We start from the raw sequence: 18,101 nt of genomic DNA on the forward strand, positions 1-18,101 counted from the left end.
TCTCGAAAACACGGGCCCCGGTTGTCGGCGTTCGGCCATCTCCGGCCATGCGACACGTGCTGTCGAGTCCCGACGCCTTCTCGTCACTCATCCTGGCGCGTATCCTTGCGATAATCCGTAGGACTACTGCCGGTCCAGTGCTTGAACGCGCGACAAAAACCGGTGGCGTCGGAAAAACCAAGATCGAATGCCAGCACTGCCACACTGGTGTTCGAGTTTGTCAGCCGATCGACCGCGATATCCCGTCTCAGCCCGTCTTTCACCTGCTGGAAATGAGTGCCTTCTTCCGCAAATCTGCGATTGAGCGTGCGTACTGACGTATGCAACGCCTGCGCGAGCGCCCGTATCGTCAGCGGCTGCGCGATATTCCGTTCGAGATGCTCGCGTGTTTTGGCAACAATCGAACCGTGATGAAACACGCTGAAGGTCCAGGCTCCAGGAGCGGCGTTAAGGAACGCCCATAGTTCGTGCTTTTCACGCTTGAACGGCTCGGCGCAATCCTGGTACGAGAAATGGATGCTCGTCATCCCGGCATCGAACTGCACCGCCCCGGGAAACAGGAATGCATAGTCTTCCACGTACCTGGGCCTGGCGAAGCTGAACTCGACCCGTTGCACCGCCAGTTCCCTGCCCAGAAGCCAGGACGCTATGCCGTGAGCCAGCTTCATCATCAACTCATGTCCGAGGGGCGTAACCTGCGTGCCAGGCGTGCGCTCCACCAGCGCCAGCCGCACCCGCTCGTTCTTCGTCGAGATCTGCAACCGGTAGTCATCCAGCAGCAAATTCCAGAAACGAACAAAACGATTGAACGCGACCAATACCGTTGGCGCGTCCAGCAGGCTGAGCATCAGGTACTTCAACGTGCCGCCCCTGATCGGCCTGGACCATAGCCCCAGCATCTCGTCATCGAGCGACGCCGCGACCGTCCGATACAACGCGACGTACTGCTGCCGAGTGATGCGTGCATCGGGTTGATTGAGAAGAGACAGCGGGATGGCTGCGCTCGCGAGGACCTGTGCCGCCGCTTCCTCTCCGTGACGCGCGCGAACGGCACGCAACATCCCGTGCAGGAAGTGCGCCGAAACAGTGAGAGGACGTTGGCGGGACAGATTCATGACTGGATCATTATGGCGCATTTTGCATATTAATTGGCGCGATGTGCGAATTCCTGACCGGCCTCCTCCCTATACTGACGCGCTATCTTCGTGATTTCTGAACTTCGTGAGAGGTGTCGGATGGCGCATTGCGCCAATTTCCGGCTGCCTGTCTTCATCAGTCAAAAGAGGAGCACCGTTTGAATACGAGACGCATTGTCGTGACTGGCATGGGTATGGTTTCGCCATTGGGATGCGGAGTCGAATCCGTATGGAGCCGCCTCCTGAAGGGTCATTCGGGCGTGGTCGGCTTGCCCGACGATGTCACGGACGGCATTGCGTCGAAGGTCGGTGGCGTCGTGCCCATGCTGACGCCCGACTGTCCATGGGGATTCGATCCTGCCCTCGCGGCGGAACCCAAGGACCAGAAGAAGATGGACCGGTTCAGCCTGTTTGCGCTGGGCGCCGCGCAAGAGGCCTTGCATCAATCCGGGTGGCAACCTGAAACCGAAAGCGCTCGCGAAAGAACCGCAACCATCGTAGCGTCCGGCGTGGGCGGGTTCGGCGCCATTGCAGAGGCCGTCAGGATCACTGACGAACGCGGGCCAAGACGGCTGTCTCCCTTCACCGTACCCAGCTTCCTGGCCAACATGGCCGCTGGCCACATCTCCATCCGCCACGGCCTTCGCGGCCCCCTGGGCGCACCGGTTACGGCCTGTGCCGCCAGCGCACAGGCAATTGGCGACGCAGCACGCCTGATCCGGGCGGGCGAAGCCGACATTGCCGTGTGCGGTGGCGCGGAGGCCTGCATCGATCGCGTCAGCCTGGGGTCATTCGCCGCGGCAAGAACCCTGTCCACGGGCTTCAACGCTCATCCGGCGCAGGCATCCCGCCCGTTCGACGCCGGGCGAGACGGCTTCGTCATGGGAGAAGGCGCCGGCATGCTCGTCATAGAGGAACTGGAACACGCGCTGCGGCGAGGCGCCACCCCCATCGCCGAAGTACTCGGTTATGGCACGAGCGCCGATGCATACCATATGACGTCGCCGCCCGGGGACGGCGCCGGGGGACGACGCGCGATGGAACTCGCCATCCGGCAGGCGAATCTCGAACCCGGGCTGATCGGGCATTTGAACGCCCATGCGACGTCCACGCCCGTCGGCGACATCAGCGAACTCGCGGCCATCAAGACTGTATTTGGAACGGGTCGCGGCCCTGCCGTATCCGCCACCAAGGCGTCGACAGGCCATCTGCTCGGAGCTGCGGGCGGCGTGGAAGCGATTTTCACCATCCTCGCGCTACGCGACCAGCTCGCGCCGCCTACGCTGAACCTGACCCAGCCAGACTCGGCAGCGGAAGGCATCGACATTGTCACCGGCTCGGCCCGCAGCATATCGACGGAATATGCGATCTCCAACGGCTTTGGCTTCGGCGGTGTCAACGCCAGCCTGGTATTCCGTCGACTTTGATCCGGCTTCGAGCCGAAGGAAACGCTCGAACACCGGCCCGGCGCCATCATCTGCAACGGACGCGACGGGCTGCAGGTTCGGCGCGCATCCGTCCGCGTTTGCCGAATGAAATCGGGGCTGTGTCGCTCCCGTGAAGCGGGTCCGATGCAGGTGGCGGTACAGATCCGGTCAAGTACTTAGACGGTCTTTCCGCGTGCTGGGGTACGCTTCGGAGCGGTAAGCGACATCCACGACAACCCGTGAAGAACCTGTTCCCATCGTGACCACAAGAATTCTCCGCTTCGTCCCGCTGCTGGCGCTCGTCGCCGCCCCCGCCGTTCACGCGACAGACAATCAGCCTTGCGGCGACGATACCGTCACCGCCGTCGCCCGCTGGGCCGGTATCGCAAGCGCCCGCATCGCCACACGCGACGCGGACCGGCTCGTCGTCGCGGCGGCGTGCAAGGTCATGCCGAATGCGCCGGACACGACGATCGCGGCCATCGCATTCGATTCGCTTCCCCAAAGCAAGAACCCGGACGACAGCACCAAGCTGCAGGTCGTCGCGCTCGTCGAGGGCGGCAAGGTCGTGGCGGCCGAAAAGTCGGTCGTCCAAGAGGATGCGGCGATACAGATCGGCGAGAACAGCTATCGCATCGATACAGCGCCGTACCGGCTATCGCCCGATGTGCGGGCGTTCGGCGTCGTGTTCAGCAGCACCGCACACGGACCGAGTTGCCCTGATGCCTACATGGAGAACGAACTGACCCTGTGGATTCGCGACGGTGCTCGCATCCGCCCCGTGTTTGGTACCAATCTCAATGGCTGGGTCGCCACCACAGGCACCGCGTGCGGCCCCGATACCAGCGACCTGCGCAGCGAGTCCGCCCGCATGACGATTGCTGTCGAGAAAACGTCGCACAACGGCTTTGCGGACCTGTCGATTACGGCACACGTGAAAAACGCGGAAAGCAACGACGATAAACAACCGGACGCGGGGAAACGCACCGTGCGCACGGTCGTCAAATACGACGGCAAATCATACGGGAGCGATATGTACCGGGACTTCTGGTATTCGCCTGCCTCGAAGAAGCGATTCAAATGACGGTAAGCGGGCCGCAGTAACACCGCCCCGCCCGCCTACTCCGCCACCTTCGCTCCGATCGCCTCGCCCGACGCGGGCATCCGCCGCGCGTCGTCACGCACACGCCGCATCTCGCGCGCCGCATAGCGATCCTTCAACCGCAGGAACGGCTTCTCGACGAGGAAATAGCTGGCCGTTGCGGCCAGCAACGCCCACGCGATGCCGAGCGGAAACGCATGGGGAACCTGCAGATCCGGATTTGCAAACGGCTGCTGCCAAAGATAAAGACTGAACGAGATCGTGCCAACGAACACGACCGGCCGGGCACGCAACCATCGCGCGCACCAGAACTCGCTGCGGAAATTCAGCACGACGATCACGATCGCGATCAGCGCGGCTTCGAGCGTCACGCCGTACGTCGCATTCCAGAACCCGCCGAGCCGATGTTCGGCGAGCGGCATGCCGATCAGCACGATCAAGATGATCGCGGTCGCGATGCGCGTCTCGCCACGCCAGGTACGAATCCACGCTTCGAGCCGTTCGCGGTTGAGCGACGCATAACAGCCGATCAGAATCGAATCGACGCCCGTGTGAAGCATCATCGCGAGCTGCCCGCGCAGCGCGGGCGCAACGAAATACGTGAGCGCGCGCACCAGCGGCACGGTCAAGATCAACGCGGCCAGCCAACGCGTCCCGCCGCGACGCATCCCATACACGAACAGCAGCGGCCAGAACCAGTAGAACTGTTCCTCGAGCGCGAGCGACCAGAAATGGCCGAGGTACCACGCACCGTCCGGATGCAGCGTGTTGTCGGCAGTCAGCCCGAACCACGCCGAGTAATTCCACAGATGCAGCGCCGCATACAGCCACTGCCGGCGGTCGACGTCGAACCAGCCCGCGAAGGCCACGATCGCGACCGCCGCGAGATACACGTAGCAGGCCGGCCAGATCCGCAGCGCGCGGCGCACGTAGAACGACGTCAGCGCGATGCCGCCCGTGCGCGCGAACTCGGCGCGCAATACGTTGGTGATCAGGAAGCCGCTGAGGACGAAGAAGATCAGCACGCCGAGCCGGCCGTCGGCGATCAGCCGCAACGGCGCGTACCAGCCCGTGTAGCCGCCGGGCAGCACGTGCTCGGCATGTCCGACCACGACCATCGCGACCGCGACGGCGCGCAACCCGGTCAATTGCGTGACGCGATGGTTCATCGGCTGGTTTCCGTTGGCACGGTGGATGGGCGGCAGACCGGCGCCCCGCTTCGGCACGCCGATATGCCGCCGGGATTTTGTATGAAAAATATCGGAATGAAATTAATTCAAAAATCCGGCTCAGCCGCACGCCCCCGTGCCACCGCGCCCCCGCTTAGTCGGTCGTTTCCCGAAGTTTGGGGGAATTAGCATTCCGGGCCAGTAAAGGCAGCGCCACCTCAAAGTGCCGCTTGTCTCCCCAAAGCGCGCGATCGCCAACGATGTAAAGGTATTTCTTCGCTCGCGTGACGGCGACGTTCAACAGATTTGCCTCCGCTGAAGCCCAGTTGATTGCTCCTTCGTGTCGCGAATCACAGCCGAGCACAAAAAAGACCACGTCGCTCTCCTTGCCCTGAAACGTATGCACCGTCCCGACGCGCGTCCGGATCCAGTCCGCGAGATCCGTCGGCAAGCGTTTTCCGGTGCCGGCCAGCGCCCGCTCCCAGCGGGAACGGTCGCTCAACAGGTCGACGAGGCCGTGCTTGACCTGCCTGAACGGTGTGATGACGAAGGCGTCGGGCATCGTGCTTGCGCCCACCTCGTCCAACGCCTGCCGGAAAAGCAGCGCCAGCGCGTCGAACACACGCTCGCCCTGCTCCGCGATGTATTTCGACGCGTCGTCGGCCTCGCCCCCGACGTCCCACCAGTCGCTGGCGCCCAGCACCGGATGCGGTTCCGGCAAATACGCGTCAGCCAGCCGCTCCTTTTCTTCGTGCAACATGCGCCCGCCGTATGCGATCGCGTTCGCGATCTTGAACATTGGATCGTGGCAGCGCCGATGGATGATCAGCGGCACACCGATGAACCGCTCGGGCATCATTGGGTTTCTCACGCCCAACGCGCAGATACGATCCGCCAGCGTCTGAACGGAATGGTGGTCAACCGCGTATCGCATACGCTGCCTGCCAAGCCAGTGATCGCCGAGATTCGCCAGCAACAGCGTCGACTGCGTGACGACCGGCGGAATCTGCTGCGGATCGCCGACGACCACGACGCGTTGCGCACGCATCAGCGCGCCGACTGCCGCCTGCGGAACGGCCTGCCCGGCTTCGTCGATCACCAACCAGCCCAACCCTTCGGGCACGACACCGGAAAATTGCTGCCGAATCGACGCGAACGTACTCGATACGACGGGCGTCAGCATAAAAAACCACTGCCACAGCGCATTCACGCCACTGATTGGAGGTCGCGACAGCAGGTTCGACAATGCGTAGACGAGTTCGTTGAAGCGCGCCTGTTGCGCATGGACATTCAGAAAAAACGCTTCGTGTAATTCCATTGCCGAAGCAAAAAGCTCGTTTCGCAGTTCGTTAAGCGCTTCCGCTTGCCAGAACGCACGCTTCTGACTGGCAGCCCGCTCGACTTCGGCACCCTGAGCCAGATCCTCGCCATTCCAGAGTGGAACGCCATATTTGCCCTGCATCCGCTCGGCTTCCCGGAAATCGTCGCGAACGCCACTCAACAAAGCCGCGGCGTCAGTCGCCCCGAGCCAATCGCGATATACATCGTGGCGGAGCCACTTCGAGACCCAGCGCAGCCACGACGGACCGAGCCGACGCTCAAACTGCAACACGTCCCGATTGAGCCGGTCGATGCGTGCATCGAGCACCTCGCGCTGCTGCACCAGTTCGCATCGGTTGAACAGTGCGATGTCGGGGCAAGATCGGGCGACCTGTGGCCACACCGCTTCAATAGCGTTCAGGCGTGCGTCCAGTCGCTCGAGTTCACGTCGCGCCGCCTCAAATTTCTCCTGCGCGGCGGTGAAATTGCGTTGAGCGGTCTGGAACGGAATGCGCGCGACGCTACCCTTGCGCCAGTGATGCAAGTAGCGCCAGTAGGTCATCGCACCTACCGCATCCCAGCTTCGAAAATCGACGTCGCCGTTTTGCAGAAATGCGTCCCCAGGCTTGTCGTTGGGCGTCGCAGCATAGTTGTTGAAGATGTTGCTGAACAGTCGTCGATTGGCACGCTTGCCAAGTGCGGCCGCGACCAGCCCCCACACCGGCTCCTTGAGTTTCCATGGCTTCGACGCGTGACTTCCGGCATATTTCGTCGCAAGCGGCCCGAAATAGGACAGCCGATCGCGCAGGCGCACATCAACGTGACGGCTCTGTGGCAGTTCGAGCGACAGATTCTCGACCGCGCCATTGTTAGTGGAAGCAACGACGATTTCAAAACCGGTCAACGCAGGTGAAAGCACCGGTACCGGATAGCTTTTCCCCCCGAAATCGGCTTCGACGCTTTCTCCCGTCAAACCCGCTTGCCAATCCGGCAACTCAGCCAGCACGCTGGCACGCGCGACAACCAAATGCGCAATCAAGTCACGTAACAGCGTCGTCTTGCCCGTTCCGGGCGGACCATTGACGGCAAGAATCTCGCCGACGCGCAACGCCTTCATCTTAGTGAGCGAGTACTGCTGCATCAGCGACTGCACCTGACTGGGCGGAGACGGCCAACGCCCTGCGATGCCATGTGTGGGACCCAGTGAATCGACGATTTCCCGCTGACCGGCGGGATACGCATCGAGGTCCGTCTTCGATGCATCCTGCGCGGCCAGATAGTTGAGAAGCGCACGCGGCGGTGATGCGGCGTTGAGCATACGGCGCGCGTCCGCCAGATCGCGCACGTAAAAGCTGTTCAGTATCGGCAGATCGACGCTGGCGGCATCCTCGTCGTCGTCATCCGCCGCCCCCGGATCGTCGGCGGCAACCAGTTGCGCCGCGCTGTTCAAGCGAGTCGCTGCACTTGGCGCTTGATATACCCTGCCACTATTGGCCGCCTTGATCGCCATCCAGGCGAGCAATCCGTCGCCCGGCTCCAGCCCGGCCCAGGTTTGCAGTCGCCGCACCATCGCGATCAATACGTCGCAATCGATCGCGATCGTACCGCCACCGAGCAGCATGTCGAAATCACGTCTGAGCGTCGCGGCGTCCGCGTCGAATGCGGCCGCGTTCAGATCCGACAGTTCACTGTCGCGTAGTCGTCCCAGCGCCCACGGCAATGCGGAAACGCTCAGCGCGTCACCGCTTGATCGACCACCCACCCCGATCGACAGCTTGGCGAAACACGTCAATCCTTCGGGGGCCATCTCCTCGTCGCGGATCCGTTCGATGACAGTACGCGCCGTTGTGCGCTCGGCCACGTGTGCATCGATCAAGCGCGTCGCGAGCGATACATCGAACGGGACGAGGTACAGTTCGCCCGGCTGTCCGATCGCACCTTCCCAGGTTGCTCGCGCGGTCGCGTCGGCCCGCAAGCAGATTGTGTCTTGTCGACGCCTGCGAGCCTGTTCGAGTTGATCGTCGAGATCATAGCTATTGAAGAATTCGACACAGTGCCAATAGTCGAGCACCGCCTCCATATCGCGATTCATTGCGGCCCTGTCGTATTTTTTCTTGAAAGAACTCGCAGGTTAGCGCAAACGCCCCGCTCCGAACACGGTATCGGCCGGCACGCCACGATGCCGACCACGTATTTCGCGCATAATGCCTATCCAACCTTCCTGCTCCTCTCGCCCATGTACCCACCGATCGAACCCTACGCCCACGGCCATCTCGACACCGGCGACGGCCACCGCATCTACTGGGAGCGCTGCGGCAACCCGGCCGGCAAGCCCGCCGTGTTCCTGCATGGCGGCCCCGGCGCCGGCTGCAGCCCCGACCATCGCCGCCTGTTCGATCCGGAGCGCTACGACATCCTGCTGTTCGACCAGCGCGGCTGCGGGCGCTCGACGCCGCACGCCAGCCTCGAGAACAACACGACGTGGCATCTGGTCGCCGATATCGAGCGCCTGCGCGAGATGGTCGGCGCCGAAAAGTGGCTCGTGTTCGGCGGATCGTGGGGCAGCGCGCTGTCGATCGCGTACGCGGAAACGCATCCCGAGCGCGTGAGCGCGCTGGTCGTGCGCGGCATCTTCACGATGCATCGCGCGGAACTGCTGTGGTACTACCAGGAAGGCGCATCGTGGCTGTTCCCCGATCTGTGGGAAGAATTCGTTGCACCGATTCCGGAAGCCGAGCGCGGCGACCTGATGGCCGCCTACCATCGCCGGCTGACCGGCCACGACGAAGCCGCGAAGCTCGAAGCCGCGCGCGCGTGGAGCATCTGGGAAGGCCGCACGATCACGCTGCTGCCCGACCCCAAACTCGCCGCGCACTTCGGGGACGGCCACTACGCACTCGCGTTCGCGCGGATCGAGAATCACTACTTCGTGAACCGGGGCTTCGTCGAGGAAGGCCAGCTGCTGCGCGACGCGCATCGCCTGGCCGGCATCCCGGGCGTGATCGTGCAGGGTCGCTATGACGTCGCGACACCCGCGCGTACCGCATGGGATTTGTCGAAGGCATGGCCGGATGCGACGTTCGAGATCGTGCCCGGCGCCGGGCATGCATACAACGAGCCGGGAATCCTGGAAGCGCTGATCGCGGCAACGGACCGGTTCGCGGACTAGCCGCGCGACGTCAGGAACTCGTTTCCCGGCGCGCCGGATCCGCAGGCGCGTCGGGGTTCGCCGCCAGCTCCCAGTCGCTACGCTTCGGCGGCTTCGTCACGCGAATCAGCACCAGCGCAACACAGAACGTCACGGCCACGTAGACCATGACCGGCTGCCACGGAATGGCAACGGCCGTGCGTTGATATTCCTGCGGCATATGGCGAACCAGCGGCGTCGCGGTCGACACGTAGCCCGCCAGCATGCCCAGCATCGCGATCGCAGCCGTCATCAGCGCCATGCCGCAGTTCCACATGCGCCGCCCGCGCGGCGCGATGGCGGTGCCCAGAACCAGCAGGACTGCCGCCGCCTGCAGCAGGTTCTTCGGCCGGATATTCGGAATGATGTAGGCGAAAGCGCCGGTGTGGGCCGCCGCGTACGATATCGCCCAGTAATACAGTGCCGACGCCGCGGCCAGCAGACCGGAAGACACGAAGCGCCGCACCGTCGAACCCGCCGCGACCTGCGGCAGGCTCAGGTAATCGTTGCCGAGCCGGTTGTACATCAGCGCGAATCCGACAATGCCGAACGGCAACGCGACGAGCACCGGGACCCACGTCGACAACAGGAGCCACACGACACACGATATGCCCCAGGTCGCCACAGCGAGCGTGCGTCCCCAGCGGCGACGCAACGCAAGTGCGACGTGACTGACCAGCCCCGCAATCGCCGACACGAACAACGCGCCCTGCAACGCCCGGAACTGCCACGACCACGCCGAAAACGCAGTCAGCGATCGCTCGTGCTGGACGAACAGCATGAACGGGACGAACTGCAGCAGTGACGTGAAGTTTTGCAGGATGCCGTGATACGCGATCACGCGAATCGTCGTATAGCGGCGGGATGCGGGAATGGCAGCGCCTGTCGTGAGCATGAGGCATGCGTCGAAGAGTCGGTCGGACCGAGAGCATACTCCTCGATCCGGTCAGCCGCGCCGCCCGTGTGCCACGTGTGTCGTCACAGTGCCGCTTCGACGATCGCCTTGCCGCTGATCGCCCGCTCGACGAGCTGCTCGTCGCCGACCTTGCGGATCGCCTCGTCGAGCAGCCCTTCCGGCGCTTCGGTCGCCACCTTCAGCAAGCCCGACAGGCCGCGTGCGTCGAGCACCACCAGCGTCTCCATCGAATCCGCGCGGCTCACGAGCACACGGCGCCACGCCGGCCCTGCGCCGAAGCTCGCGCAGAGCGGAATCGTCTCGCTGCCGAGCGTGTAGTCGAAGGTCTTGATCATGATCCGCCGCCGTTGCAAGGGAAAGGCGATGCGCGACGGTGCGGCGCCGTGACGCCGACGCACCCGCGCGCGCCGCCGGCGCCCCGGATCGAGCCCGATCCGTTCGCCGGCATGACCATGCTAGGCGTGCAGTATTAACGAAGACTTAAACGGCATGCGCGCAGGTACGCGGCATGCGTCACGGCGCATCGAGCGGCTCCACCGTCACGCCGACCTTCAGCTCCTGATCCGCGCCGCCGCCGCGAATCACGCCGCGCAGCGGCGTCACGTCCGCATAGTCGCGGCCGATCGACAGCATCACGTAGTCGTCGCCCGGCGCACGATCGTTGGTCGGGTCGAGCTGCAGCCAGCCATTGTCCTCGGGCCACGCCGGGTCGTACACCTCGACCCATGCATGCGACGCGTCGGCGCCGATCAAGCGCGGCTGCCCGGGCGGCGGCTGCGTAAGCAGGTAGCCGCTCACGTAACGCGCGGCCAGCCCGAGCGAGCGCAGCGCGCCGATCATCACGTGCGCGAAATCCTGGCACACGCCCTTGCGCAAGCGCAGCGCATCGAGCGCCGACGTCGTGATGTCGGTGCTGTTCGGCGTATACGCGAAATCGGCATGCACACGCCGCATCAGCTCCCACGCGGCCTGCACGAGCGGCCGGTGCGGCGTAAAGCTCGAAGCCGCATACGCGGCGAGTTCGGGATCGCACGCGACATGCGGCGACGTGAACACGAATTCGCTCGCCGCGTCGTAGGGTTGCCCTGCGCGAAATCGCAAGCGCTCGCGCACGGCTTCCCACGCCATCGCCCGTTTCCCGTCGGGATTCGCGATGGCGGGCGGCGGCTCGCCGCGCGCACCGCGCGACCAGACGGGCGGCGTCACGCGTACCGTGCTGCGGCTGCGCACGAGCAGCGCATCGTGCGGCTGGTTCAACGCAAACGACGCGCGCGCGTTGCCGAATGCATCGATCTCGGTCCCGACCGATTCCGGCGCGGGATCGATGTCGAGCGCGAACGACAGCACCTGCTGGCGCGGCGTGACGAGCGGTTGCAGGCGTGCCTGGTGCTGCGCCGATTCGACGCGCGCCGCGTAGCGGTATTCGGTGTCGTGCGTGACGCGCAGCAACCGGCCGGGAGCAACGGCGGCCGGTGCGGCCGGTGACGCTGCCTGTCGTGCATTGCCGGAGCCTGGCGGCACTTTACCCGCGCCTTTCGTCGTCACCATAACGTCCTGCCCGCCTCGCGCACGTGGCTGAAATAGCGCTCGCCGATCCGGTTCGACAATTCCCAGACCGCCTTCACCGTCGTGTCGAGCGCATCGAGCAGTTTGTCGTGCCGGCCGCCTTCGGCGGTCTCGCACAGCTCGTGCAGCGACCACGCGGGGACGTCGGGAATCGTCTCGGCCAGCTCGGACAGCGCATAGCCTTCGCTTCGCTCGACCTTCGTCAGCCGGCCGCGCAGCGCCTGCACGACCCAGCCGAGCGACCGCGGGTTGTCGGTATCGAGCACGACGAGCGACAACAGCGGCGCGACGTCGAAGCCGCGCTGAAACCGCGAACGGAACGTGATCGTGCTGTCGAACAGCTCCAGCACGAGCTCGAAGCCGTCCTGCCGGTGCACCGCGCCTTCGTCGAACGCCACCTTCAGCACGCTGCACAGGAAGTCCAGCCGGTCGATCTGCCGGCCGATCGACAGCAACCGCCAGCCGTCGTCGCGCGTCATGTTGTCGGTCTGCGCGCCCGTGATCGCGCCGAGCAGCAGCCCGAGACGCTCCAGCAATTGCAGCGCCTCGTTGCCGATCTGCTCCTCGGCTTCCGGCTGGCCCGCGCTGTCCGCGAACAGCTGGGTCGCGTCGTCGATCAAGCGCCACTGATCGCTCGACAGCCGTTCGCGGATCGCGGCGGCCGCGCCACGCATCCCGAACAGGCAGGACGCAATTCCCGACGTGCGATCCGTGCCGCGCGTCAGCGACGTCGCGAGCGTGTGCTGGAACGCACGCGGCGCATCGACGGCGTTCGGCGCATCGGCCGCGATCAGGCCCGTGTCGCGGCACAACGTGTCGAGCAGTTCCAGGTGCGCGGGGCTGTCGACGTCGTCCTCGCCTCGCAGCCGTTCGAGCGCGGCGCGCGCGAGGCGCATCAGGTTGGTTGCGCGCTCGGTATACCGGCCGAGCCAGAACAGGTTTTCGGCCGCGCGGCTCGCGATCGCGCGCGGGCGTTCGACGAGGTCGTCGGGGCCGAGGTGCGTCTGCAGCAGCGTCGTCGAATCGACGATGCCTTCGGTCATCACCCACGTATCGACGGTACTGCCGCCGCGCGGCATCGGCGCGTTGAACAGCGTGTCGCGCGTACCGACCCGCGACAGGCCGCCCGGCAGGAGCCGCCAGCGCTGCGCGCCGTCGGCGAGCGCGAAGACGCGCAGCAGCACCGGCTTCGGCACGATGCGCGCGCCGCCGTCGCCGTCGGGCGCGTCGTGCCCGGGCCAGGTCGGCGCCTGCGACAGCGGCAGGTCGGCCTGCACCGTGTAGTGCTCGGGCCGCGCGAGAATCCGCGCGCGCCACTCGGCCAGTTGCGCCTGGGTGAGCCGCGCGCCGATCACCGGCTCGAACGGGCCGCCGGCCTGCACCTCGGGTGGATAGGACGCCTTCACGATGCCGCGCGCGAGCTGCGGCAGTGCGTCGTCGCACGCGGCCGCCTCACCGCACCACCACGAATGCACGGCCGGCAGCGTCAGCGTTTCGCCGAGCAGCGCTTCCGCCAGACGCGGCATGAAGCCGAGCATCGCCGGCGATTCGAGGAAGCCCGAGCCCGGCGCATTCGCGAGCAGCACGTTACCCGCGCGCACGGCCTGCAGCAGCCCCGGCACGCCGAGCATCGAATCGGGCCGCAGTTCGAGCGGATCGAGCCACGCGTCGTCGACGCGCCGCAGGATGCCGTGCACGGGTTCGAGCCCGCCCAGCGTCTTCAGGAATACGCGGTTGTCGCGCGCGGTCAGGTCGCCGCCTTCGACGAGCGTGAGGCCGAGGTAGCGCGCAAGGTAGGCGTGTTCGAAATACGTCGCGCTGTGCGGCCCCGGGGTGAGCAGCACGATCCGCGAATTCTTGCGGGCCGGGCTGAGCGCCTGCATGCTCTGCAGCAGCGCGCGGTACGCGGACGCGAGCCGCTGCACGCGCAGCCCGCGAAACCCGCGCGGAAAGAGCCGCGACACGATCAGCCGGTTTTCGAGGAGGTAGCCGAGGCCGGCCGCGCCCTGCGTGTGCTGCGCGACGATCCGCCACTGCCCGTCCGGGCCGCGCGCGAGATCGAACGCGACGACGTGCAGCCAGGTATCGCCCGGCACGCGTGCACCGCGCATCGCGCGCAGGTAGCCCGGATGCCCGGTGACGAGCGCGGGCGGCAGCAGCCCGCGCTCGAGGATCGTCTGCGGGCCATACAGGTCGGCCAGCGTCGCGTTCAGCAACCGCACGCGCTGCAGCACGCCGCGCTCGATCGCGACCCAGTCCTCGGGCGTGACGATCAGCGGCAGCAGGTCGAGCGACCACGGGCCGGCCGCGCCGTCGCCGGCGCGCTGCTCGTGCAGTTGATAGAACAGGCCGTTCTCGCGCATGCGCCGGTGCAGCGCGTCGGCGCGGCGATCGAGGTCGGCCACGCCGTCGCTGCCGACCGACGTGAAGAAGCTGCGCCACGCGGGCGCGAGCGCAGGCGCGTTCAGGCCCGCCGCGCTGCCGCGCAGTTCGTCGTAGCGGCCGGCGGCGGCCGGCGCCGCGAGCGCGGCGGCCAGTTCGGCGGCATCCGGCTGCGCGCCGGTATCGAAAAGCGTGGGCATCGCGTCGGGGGCGGCGAGATGATCTGTGTCTATGGGCGGCACGGTGTCGTTCCGTCGTCAGGGCCCGGCCGCGCACGCGCACCGCCACCCGGGCGGCGAGCCGCGGCGCGCGGCCGCAATCTGCCCGCATCCTAGCATTCCGGCGGGGCCGCCAGCGACCGGAGCCGCCGGGTATCGCGAACCGCGCATCGTCGTCCGTCCTGTCATCGTCCGGTCACGGCCGCCGCAGGTCGAGCGTGAACGGGAATTCGCGGCTCGGCGCGGCGGCCGCGACATCCATCCGCCCCGGCGTATGCCCCATCTCGACGAAGCGTGCGAGCCGGCGGCTTTCGGCTTCGTACGCATTGACCGGGAACGTCGCGTAGTTGCGCCCGCCCGGATGCGCGACGTGATAGCGGCAGCCGCCGAGCGAGCGCTGCAGCCACGTATCGACGACGTCGAACGTGAGCGGCGCGTGCACACCGAGGGTCGGATGCAGCGCGGACGGCGGCGACCACGCCTTGTAGCGCACGCCCGCGACGTATTCGCCGACGGTGCCGGTCGGCTGCAGCGGCAGCGCGCGGCCATTCACGGTCACGACGTGCCGGTTGTCGTTCAGCCCCGTCACGCGCACTTCGAGCCGTTCGACCGACGAATCGACATAGCGCACCGTGCCGCCGGGCGCGCCCTCCTCGCCCATCACGTGCCAAGGTTCCAGCGCGCCGCGCAGCGACAGCTGCATGCCGTTCACCGCGATCTGGCCGAACAGCGGGAAGCGGAATTCGAAGTGCGGCGCGAACCACGCCGGATCGAACGCGAAGCCGGCGTCACGCAGTTCGGTCAGCACGTCGTCGAAATCCATCTGAAGAAACGCGGGCAGCATGAAGCGGTCATGCAGCGCGGTGCCCCAGCGCGTGAGCGGCGTCGTGTACGGCGTGGCCCAGAAACGCGCGACCAGCGCGCGCAGCAGCAATTGCTGCACGATGCTCATCCGCGCATGCGGCGGCATCTCGAACGCGCGCAGCTCGAGCAGGCCGAGCCGGCCGGTAGACGCATCCGGCGAATACAGCTTGTCGATGCAGAACTCGCTGCGGTGCGTGTTGCCGGTCACGTCGATCAGCAGGTTGCGCAGCACGCGGTCGACCAGCCACGGCGGCATGTCCTGCCCGTACAGCAGCTTGTTGCGCTGGATCTCCGCGAACGCGATGTCGAGCTCGTAGAGCTGGTCGTTGCGCGCCTCGTCGACGCGCGGCGCCTGGCTCGTCGGCCCGATGAAGAGCCCGGAGAACAGGTACGACAGCGACGGATGGTTGTGCCAGTACGCGATCAGGCTCGCCAGCAGGTCCGGGCGGCGCAGGAACGGGCTGTCGGCCGGCGTCGCGCCGCCGAGCACGAAGTGGTTGCCGCCGCCCGTGCCGACGTGGCGGCCGTCGACCATGAACTTCTCGCTGCACAGCCGCGACTGCCATGCGGCGTCGTACAGGAATTCAGTGTGGTCGACGAGCTCGTCGAAGTTGGTCGCCGGATGGATGTTCACCTCGATCACGCCGGGATCGGGCGTCACCTGCAGCAGCTTCAGCCGCGCGTCGCGCGGCGGCGGATAGCCTTCGAGCACCAGCTTCACGCCGAGCGCGTGCGCGGTCAGCTCGATCGCGCCGAGCAGGTCGAGATAATCCTCGAGCGCGGCCAGCGGCGGCATGAACAGGTACAGGATGCCGTTGCGCACTTCGACGCACAGCGCCGTGCGCGTGATCCACGCGGCGGATTCGAAGCGCTCGGGCTGGCGCTGCGGGTCGTGCGCATGCGCAGCATGCCGCCCGCCGGCCACGCCGTCGTCGCGCCACTGCATCACGGTCTGCGCGGTTGCCTCTCGATGCACGCCGGACAGGTAGCGCGGCGCATCGGCGGGGCCGGCGTAGCGCGCGCGGATCGCGGCGGCGTCCGGCAGCGCGGTGCGCGGCGCGAACGGATCGCGCTCGACCAGATACGGATAGTCGGCGCGGCTCGCCCACGGCAGCGAATCGAGCGGCAGCCGATAGCCCATCGGCGAATCGCCGGGCACGAGGTACATCCGCTCGTCGCGGAAGAACCACGGCCCCGTCTGCCAGCGCGGCCCGTCGAGGCCCGCCGCGTCTTCCGCGCGCTTGACCGGCAGCACATAGCCGACCACGCTGTCGAGCTGCTGCTCGAACACCTTGCGCAGCCGCGCGCGTTCGAGCTCGTCGTCGAGACGTGAGTCGAACGGGTCGACGTTGACCGGCAGCCGACGCTCGCGCCACAGGTAGTACCAGACGTCCTCGTAGCCGGGCAGGATGAATTCGCCGGTCAGGTTCAGCCGCGCGGCCAGCGCGTCGATGAAGCGCTTCGCGTCGTCTGTCGTATAGGCGGACGGCTCGCGCTCGTCGGCGAACAGCGACGGATCGTGCCACACGGGCTGGCCGTCGGCACGCCAGTAGATCGACAGCGCCCAGCGCGGCAGTTGCTCGCCCGGATACCACTTGCCCTGCCCGAAATGCAGGAAGCCGCCGTCGCCGTATTCGGCGCGCAGCCGCTGCACGAGCTCGGTCGCATAGCCGCGCTTGGTCGGGCCGAGCGCGTCGGTATTCCACTCGGCGCCGTCGCGATCGTCGATCGACACGAAGGTCGGCTCGCCGCCTTGCGTGAGCCGCACGTCACCGGCCGCGAGCGCGCCGTCGACCTGCGCGCCGAGCGCCAGCACGCCATCCCATTGCGATTCCGTGTACGGCTTCGTCACGCGCGGCGATTCGTACACGCGCGTCACGGCCATCTCGTGCTCGAACGACACCTCGCACTCGTCGATCAGCCCCTCGACCGGCGCGGCGCTCGTCGGCTGCGGCGTGCAGGCCAGCGGAATGTGGCCTTCGCCGGCAAGCAGGCCCGAGGTCGGGTCGAAGCCGATCCAGCCGGCGCCGGGCAGGTACACCTCGCACCACGCGTGCAGGTCGGTGAAGTCGACCGACGTGCCGCTCGGGCCGTCGAGCGACTTCACGTCGGGCGTGAGCTGGATCAGGTAGCCCGACACGAAACGCGCGGCGATGCCGAGATGGCGGCACAGCTGCACGAGCAGCCAAGCGCTGTCGCGGCACGAGCCCGAGGCCAGTTCGAGCGTCTGCTCGGGCGTCTGCACGCCCGGCTCCATCCGCACGAGATAACCGATGTCGCGCTGCAGCTGCTGGTTCAGCGCGACGAGGAAGTTCACGGTGCCGGCCGGCGTGCGGTCGACGCCGTCGACATACGCGCGAAACAGCGGCGCGGCGCTCGTCTGCGGATCGCACGCGAGATACGGCGCGAGTTCGGTCTTCAGCGCGTCGTCATAGCGGAACGGGTACTGCTCCGCGCTGGCTTCGAGGAAGAAGTCGAACGGGTTGTACACCGACATCTCGGCGACGAGGTCGATCGTGATCTCGAAGTGCTCGGTGCGCTCCGGGAATACGAGCCGCGCGAGATAGTTCGAGAACGGGTCCTGCTGCCAGTTGATGAAGTGCTGCGCGGGCTCGACCGTCATCGAATACGCGAGGATCGGCGTCCGGCAGTGCGGCGCGGGACGCAGACGCACGACCTGCGGGCCGAGGTTGACGAGCCGGTCGTAGCGATAGCGGGTGGTGTGATGCAGCGCGACGTGGATGGACATGGGAGCTCGGTTCGGGTTGGGCCGGCCGCGCGCCGCGTCGCGCTCGATGCGACGCGGCGGCCCGG

11 protein-coding genes are annotated in these 18,101 nt (G+C 66.3%); 3 read left to right on the forward strand and 8 right to left on the reverse strand.

From position 1 onward, the window contains the following. Nucleotides 1–83: 83 nt before the first annotated feature. Entirely contained in the window at nt 84–1,115 is a 1,032-nt protein-coding gene (locus HWX36_RS01770; RefSeq protein WP_175950564.1) for an AraC family transcriptional regulator, read from the reverse strand. Nucleotides 1,116–1,294: 179 nt separating this feature from the next. Between HWX36_RS01770 and fabF the strand changes: the two genes are divergently transcribed. Both fabF and HWX36_RS01780 read left to right on the forward strand, forming a co-directional pair. After that, nucleotides 1,295–2,563, forward strand: coding sequence for a beta-ketoacyl-ACP synthase II (fabF, locus tag HWX36_RS01775; RefSeq protein ID WP_175950565.1), 1,269 nt, complete (start codon nt 1,295–1,297; stop codon nt 2,561–2,563). A 259-nt stretch (nt 2,564–2,822) separates the two neighbouring features. Continuing rightward, nucleotides 2,823–3,647 carry a multidrug ABC transporter ATPase gene (locus tag HWX36_RS01780; protein WP_175950566.1) on the forward strand — a complete coding sequence of 275 codons (825 nt, stop codon included), beginning with the start codon at nt 2,823–2,825 and terminating at the stop codon, nt 3,645–3,647. Between the two features lie 35 nt (nt 3,648–3,682). Here the strand turns inward: HWX36_RS01780 and HWX36_RS01785 are convergent, their stop codons facing one another. Beyond that, on the reverse strand, nt 3,683–4,834 hold the full coding sequence (locus HWX36_RS01785) for an acyltransferase (protein ID WP_175950567.1): 1,152 nt from the start codon (nt 4,832–4,834) through the stop codon (nt 3,683–3,685). 154 nt (nt 4,835–4,988) lie between these two features. Continuing rightward, nucleotides 4,989–8,246, reverse strand: a complete 3,258-nt coding sequence (locus tag HWX36_RS01790) for an AAA domain-containing protein (protein WP_244136286.1) — start codon at nt 8,244–8,246, stop codon at nt 4,989–4,991. A gap of 144 nt (nt 8,247–8,390) precedes the next feature. Here HWX36_RS01790 and pip point away from each other — a divergent pair, with 144 nt between their 5' ends. Beyond that, nucleotides 8,391–9,323: a prolyl aminopeptidase gene (gene pip, locus HWX36_RS01795; protein ID WP_175950568.1), complete on the forward strand. Its 933-nt coding sequence runs from the start codon at nt 8,391–8,393 to the stop codon at nt 9,321–9,323. Nucleotides 9,324–9,333: 10 nt separating this feature from the next. On the opposite strand, the gene HWX36_RS01800 is transcribed toward pip, so the two are convergent. From HWX36_RS01800 to HWX36_RS01820, 5 genes are all read right to left on the reverse strand, one after another. Further along, nucleotides 9,334–10,236, reverse strand: coding sequence for a hypothetical protein (locus tag HWX36_RS01800; RefSeq protein WP_244136287.1), 903 nt, complete (start codon nt 10,234–10,236; stop codon nt 9,334–9,336). 83 nt (nt 10,237–10,319) lie between these two features. After that, on the reverse strand, nt 10,320–10,592 hold the full coding sequence (locus HWX36_RS01805; protein ID WP_175950569.1) for a hypothetical protein: 273 nt from the start codon (nt 10,590–10,592) through the stop codon (nt 10,320–10,322). Nucleotides 10,593–10,770: 178 nt separating this feature from the next. Further along, nucleotides 10,771–11,805, reverse strand: a complete 1,035-nt coding sequence (locus HWX36_RS01810) for a transglutaminase family protein (RefSeq protein ID WP_175950570.1) — start codon at nt 11,803–11,805, stop codon at nt 10,771–10,773. Beyond that, nucleotides 11,799–14,405 (reverse strand): circularly permuted type 2 ATP-grasp protein, encoded by a 2,607-nt coding sequence (locus tag HWX36_RS01815; protein WP_175950571.1) that lies wholly within the window; start codon nt 14,403–14,405, stop codon nt 11,799–11,801. The genes HWX36_RS01810 and HWX36_RS01815 overlap by 7 nt, the downstream gene beginning before the upstream one ends. Nucleotides 14,406–14,619: 214 nt before the next feature. Continuing rightward, nucleotides 14,620–18,036, reverse strand: coding sequence for a transglutaminase family protein (locus HWX36_RS01820; protein WP_175950572.1), 3,417 nt, complete (start codon nt 18,034–18,036; stop codon nt 14,620–14,622). Between the last annotated feature and the right edge of the window lie 65 nt (nt 18,037–18,101).

It is taken from the genome of Burkholderia sp. BCC0405 (genome assembly GCF_902833075.1).
Lineage (GTDB): Bacteria > Pseudomonadota > Gammaproteobacteria > Burkholderiales > Burkholderiaceae > Burkholderia.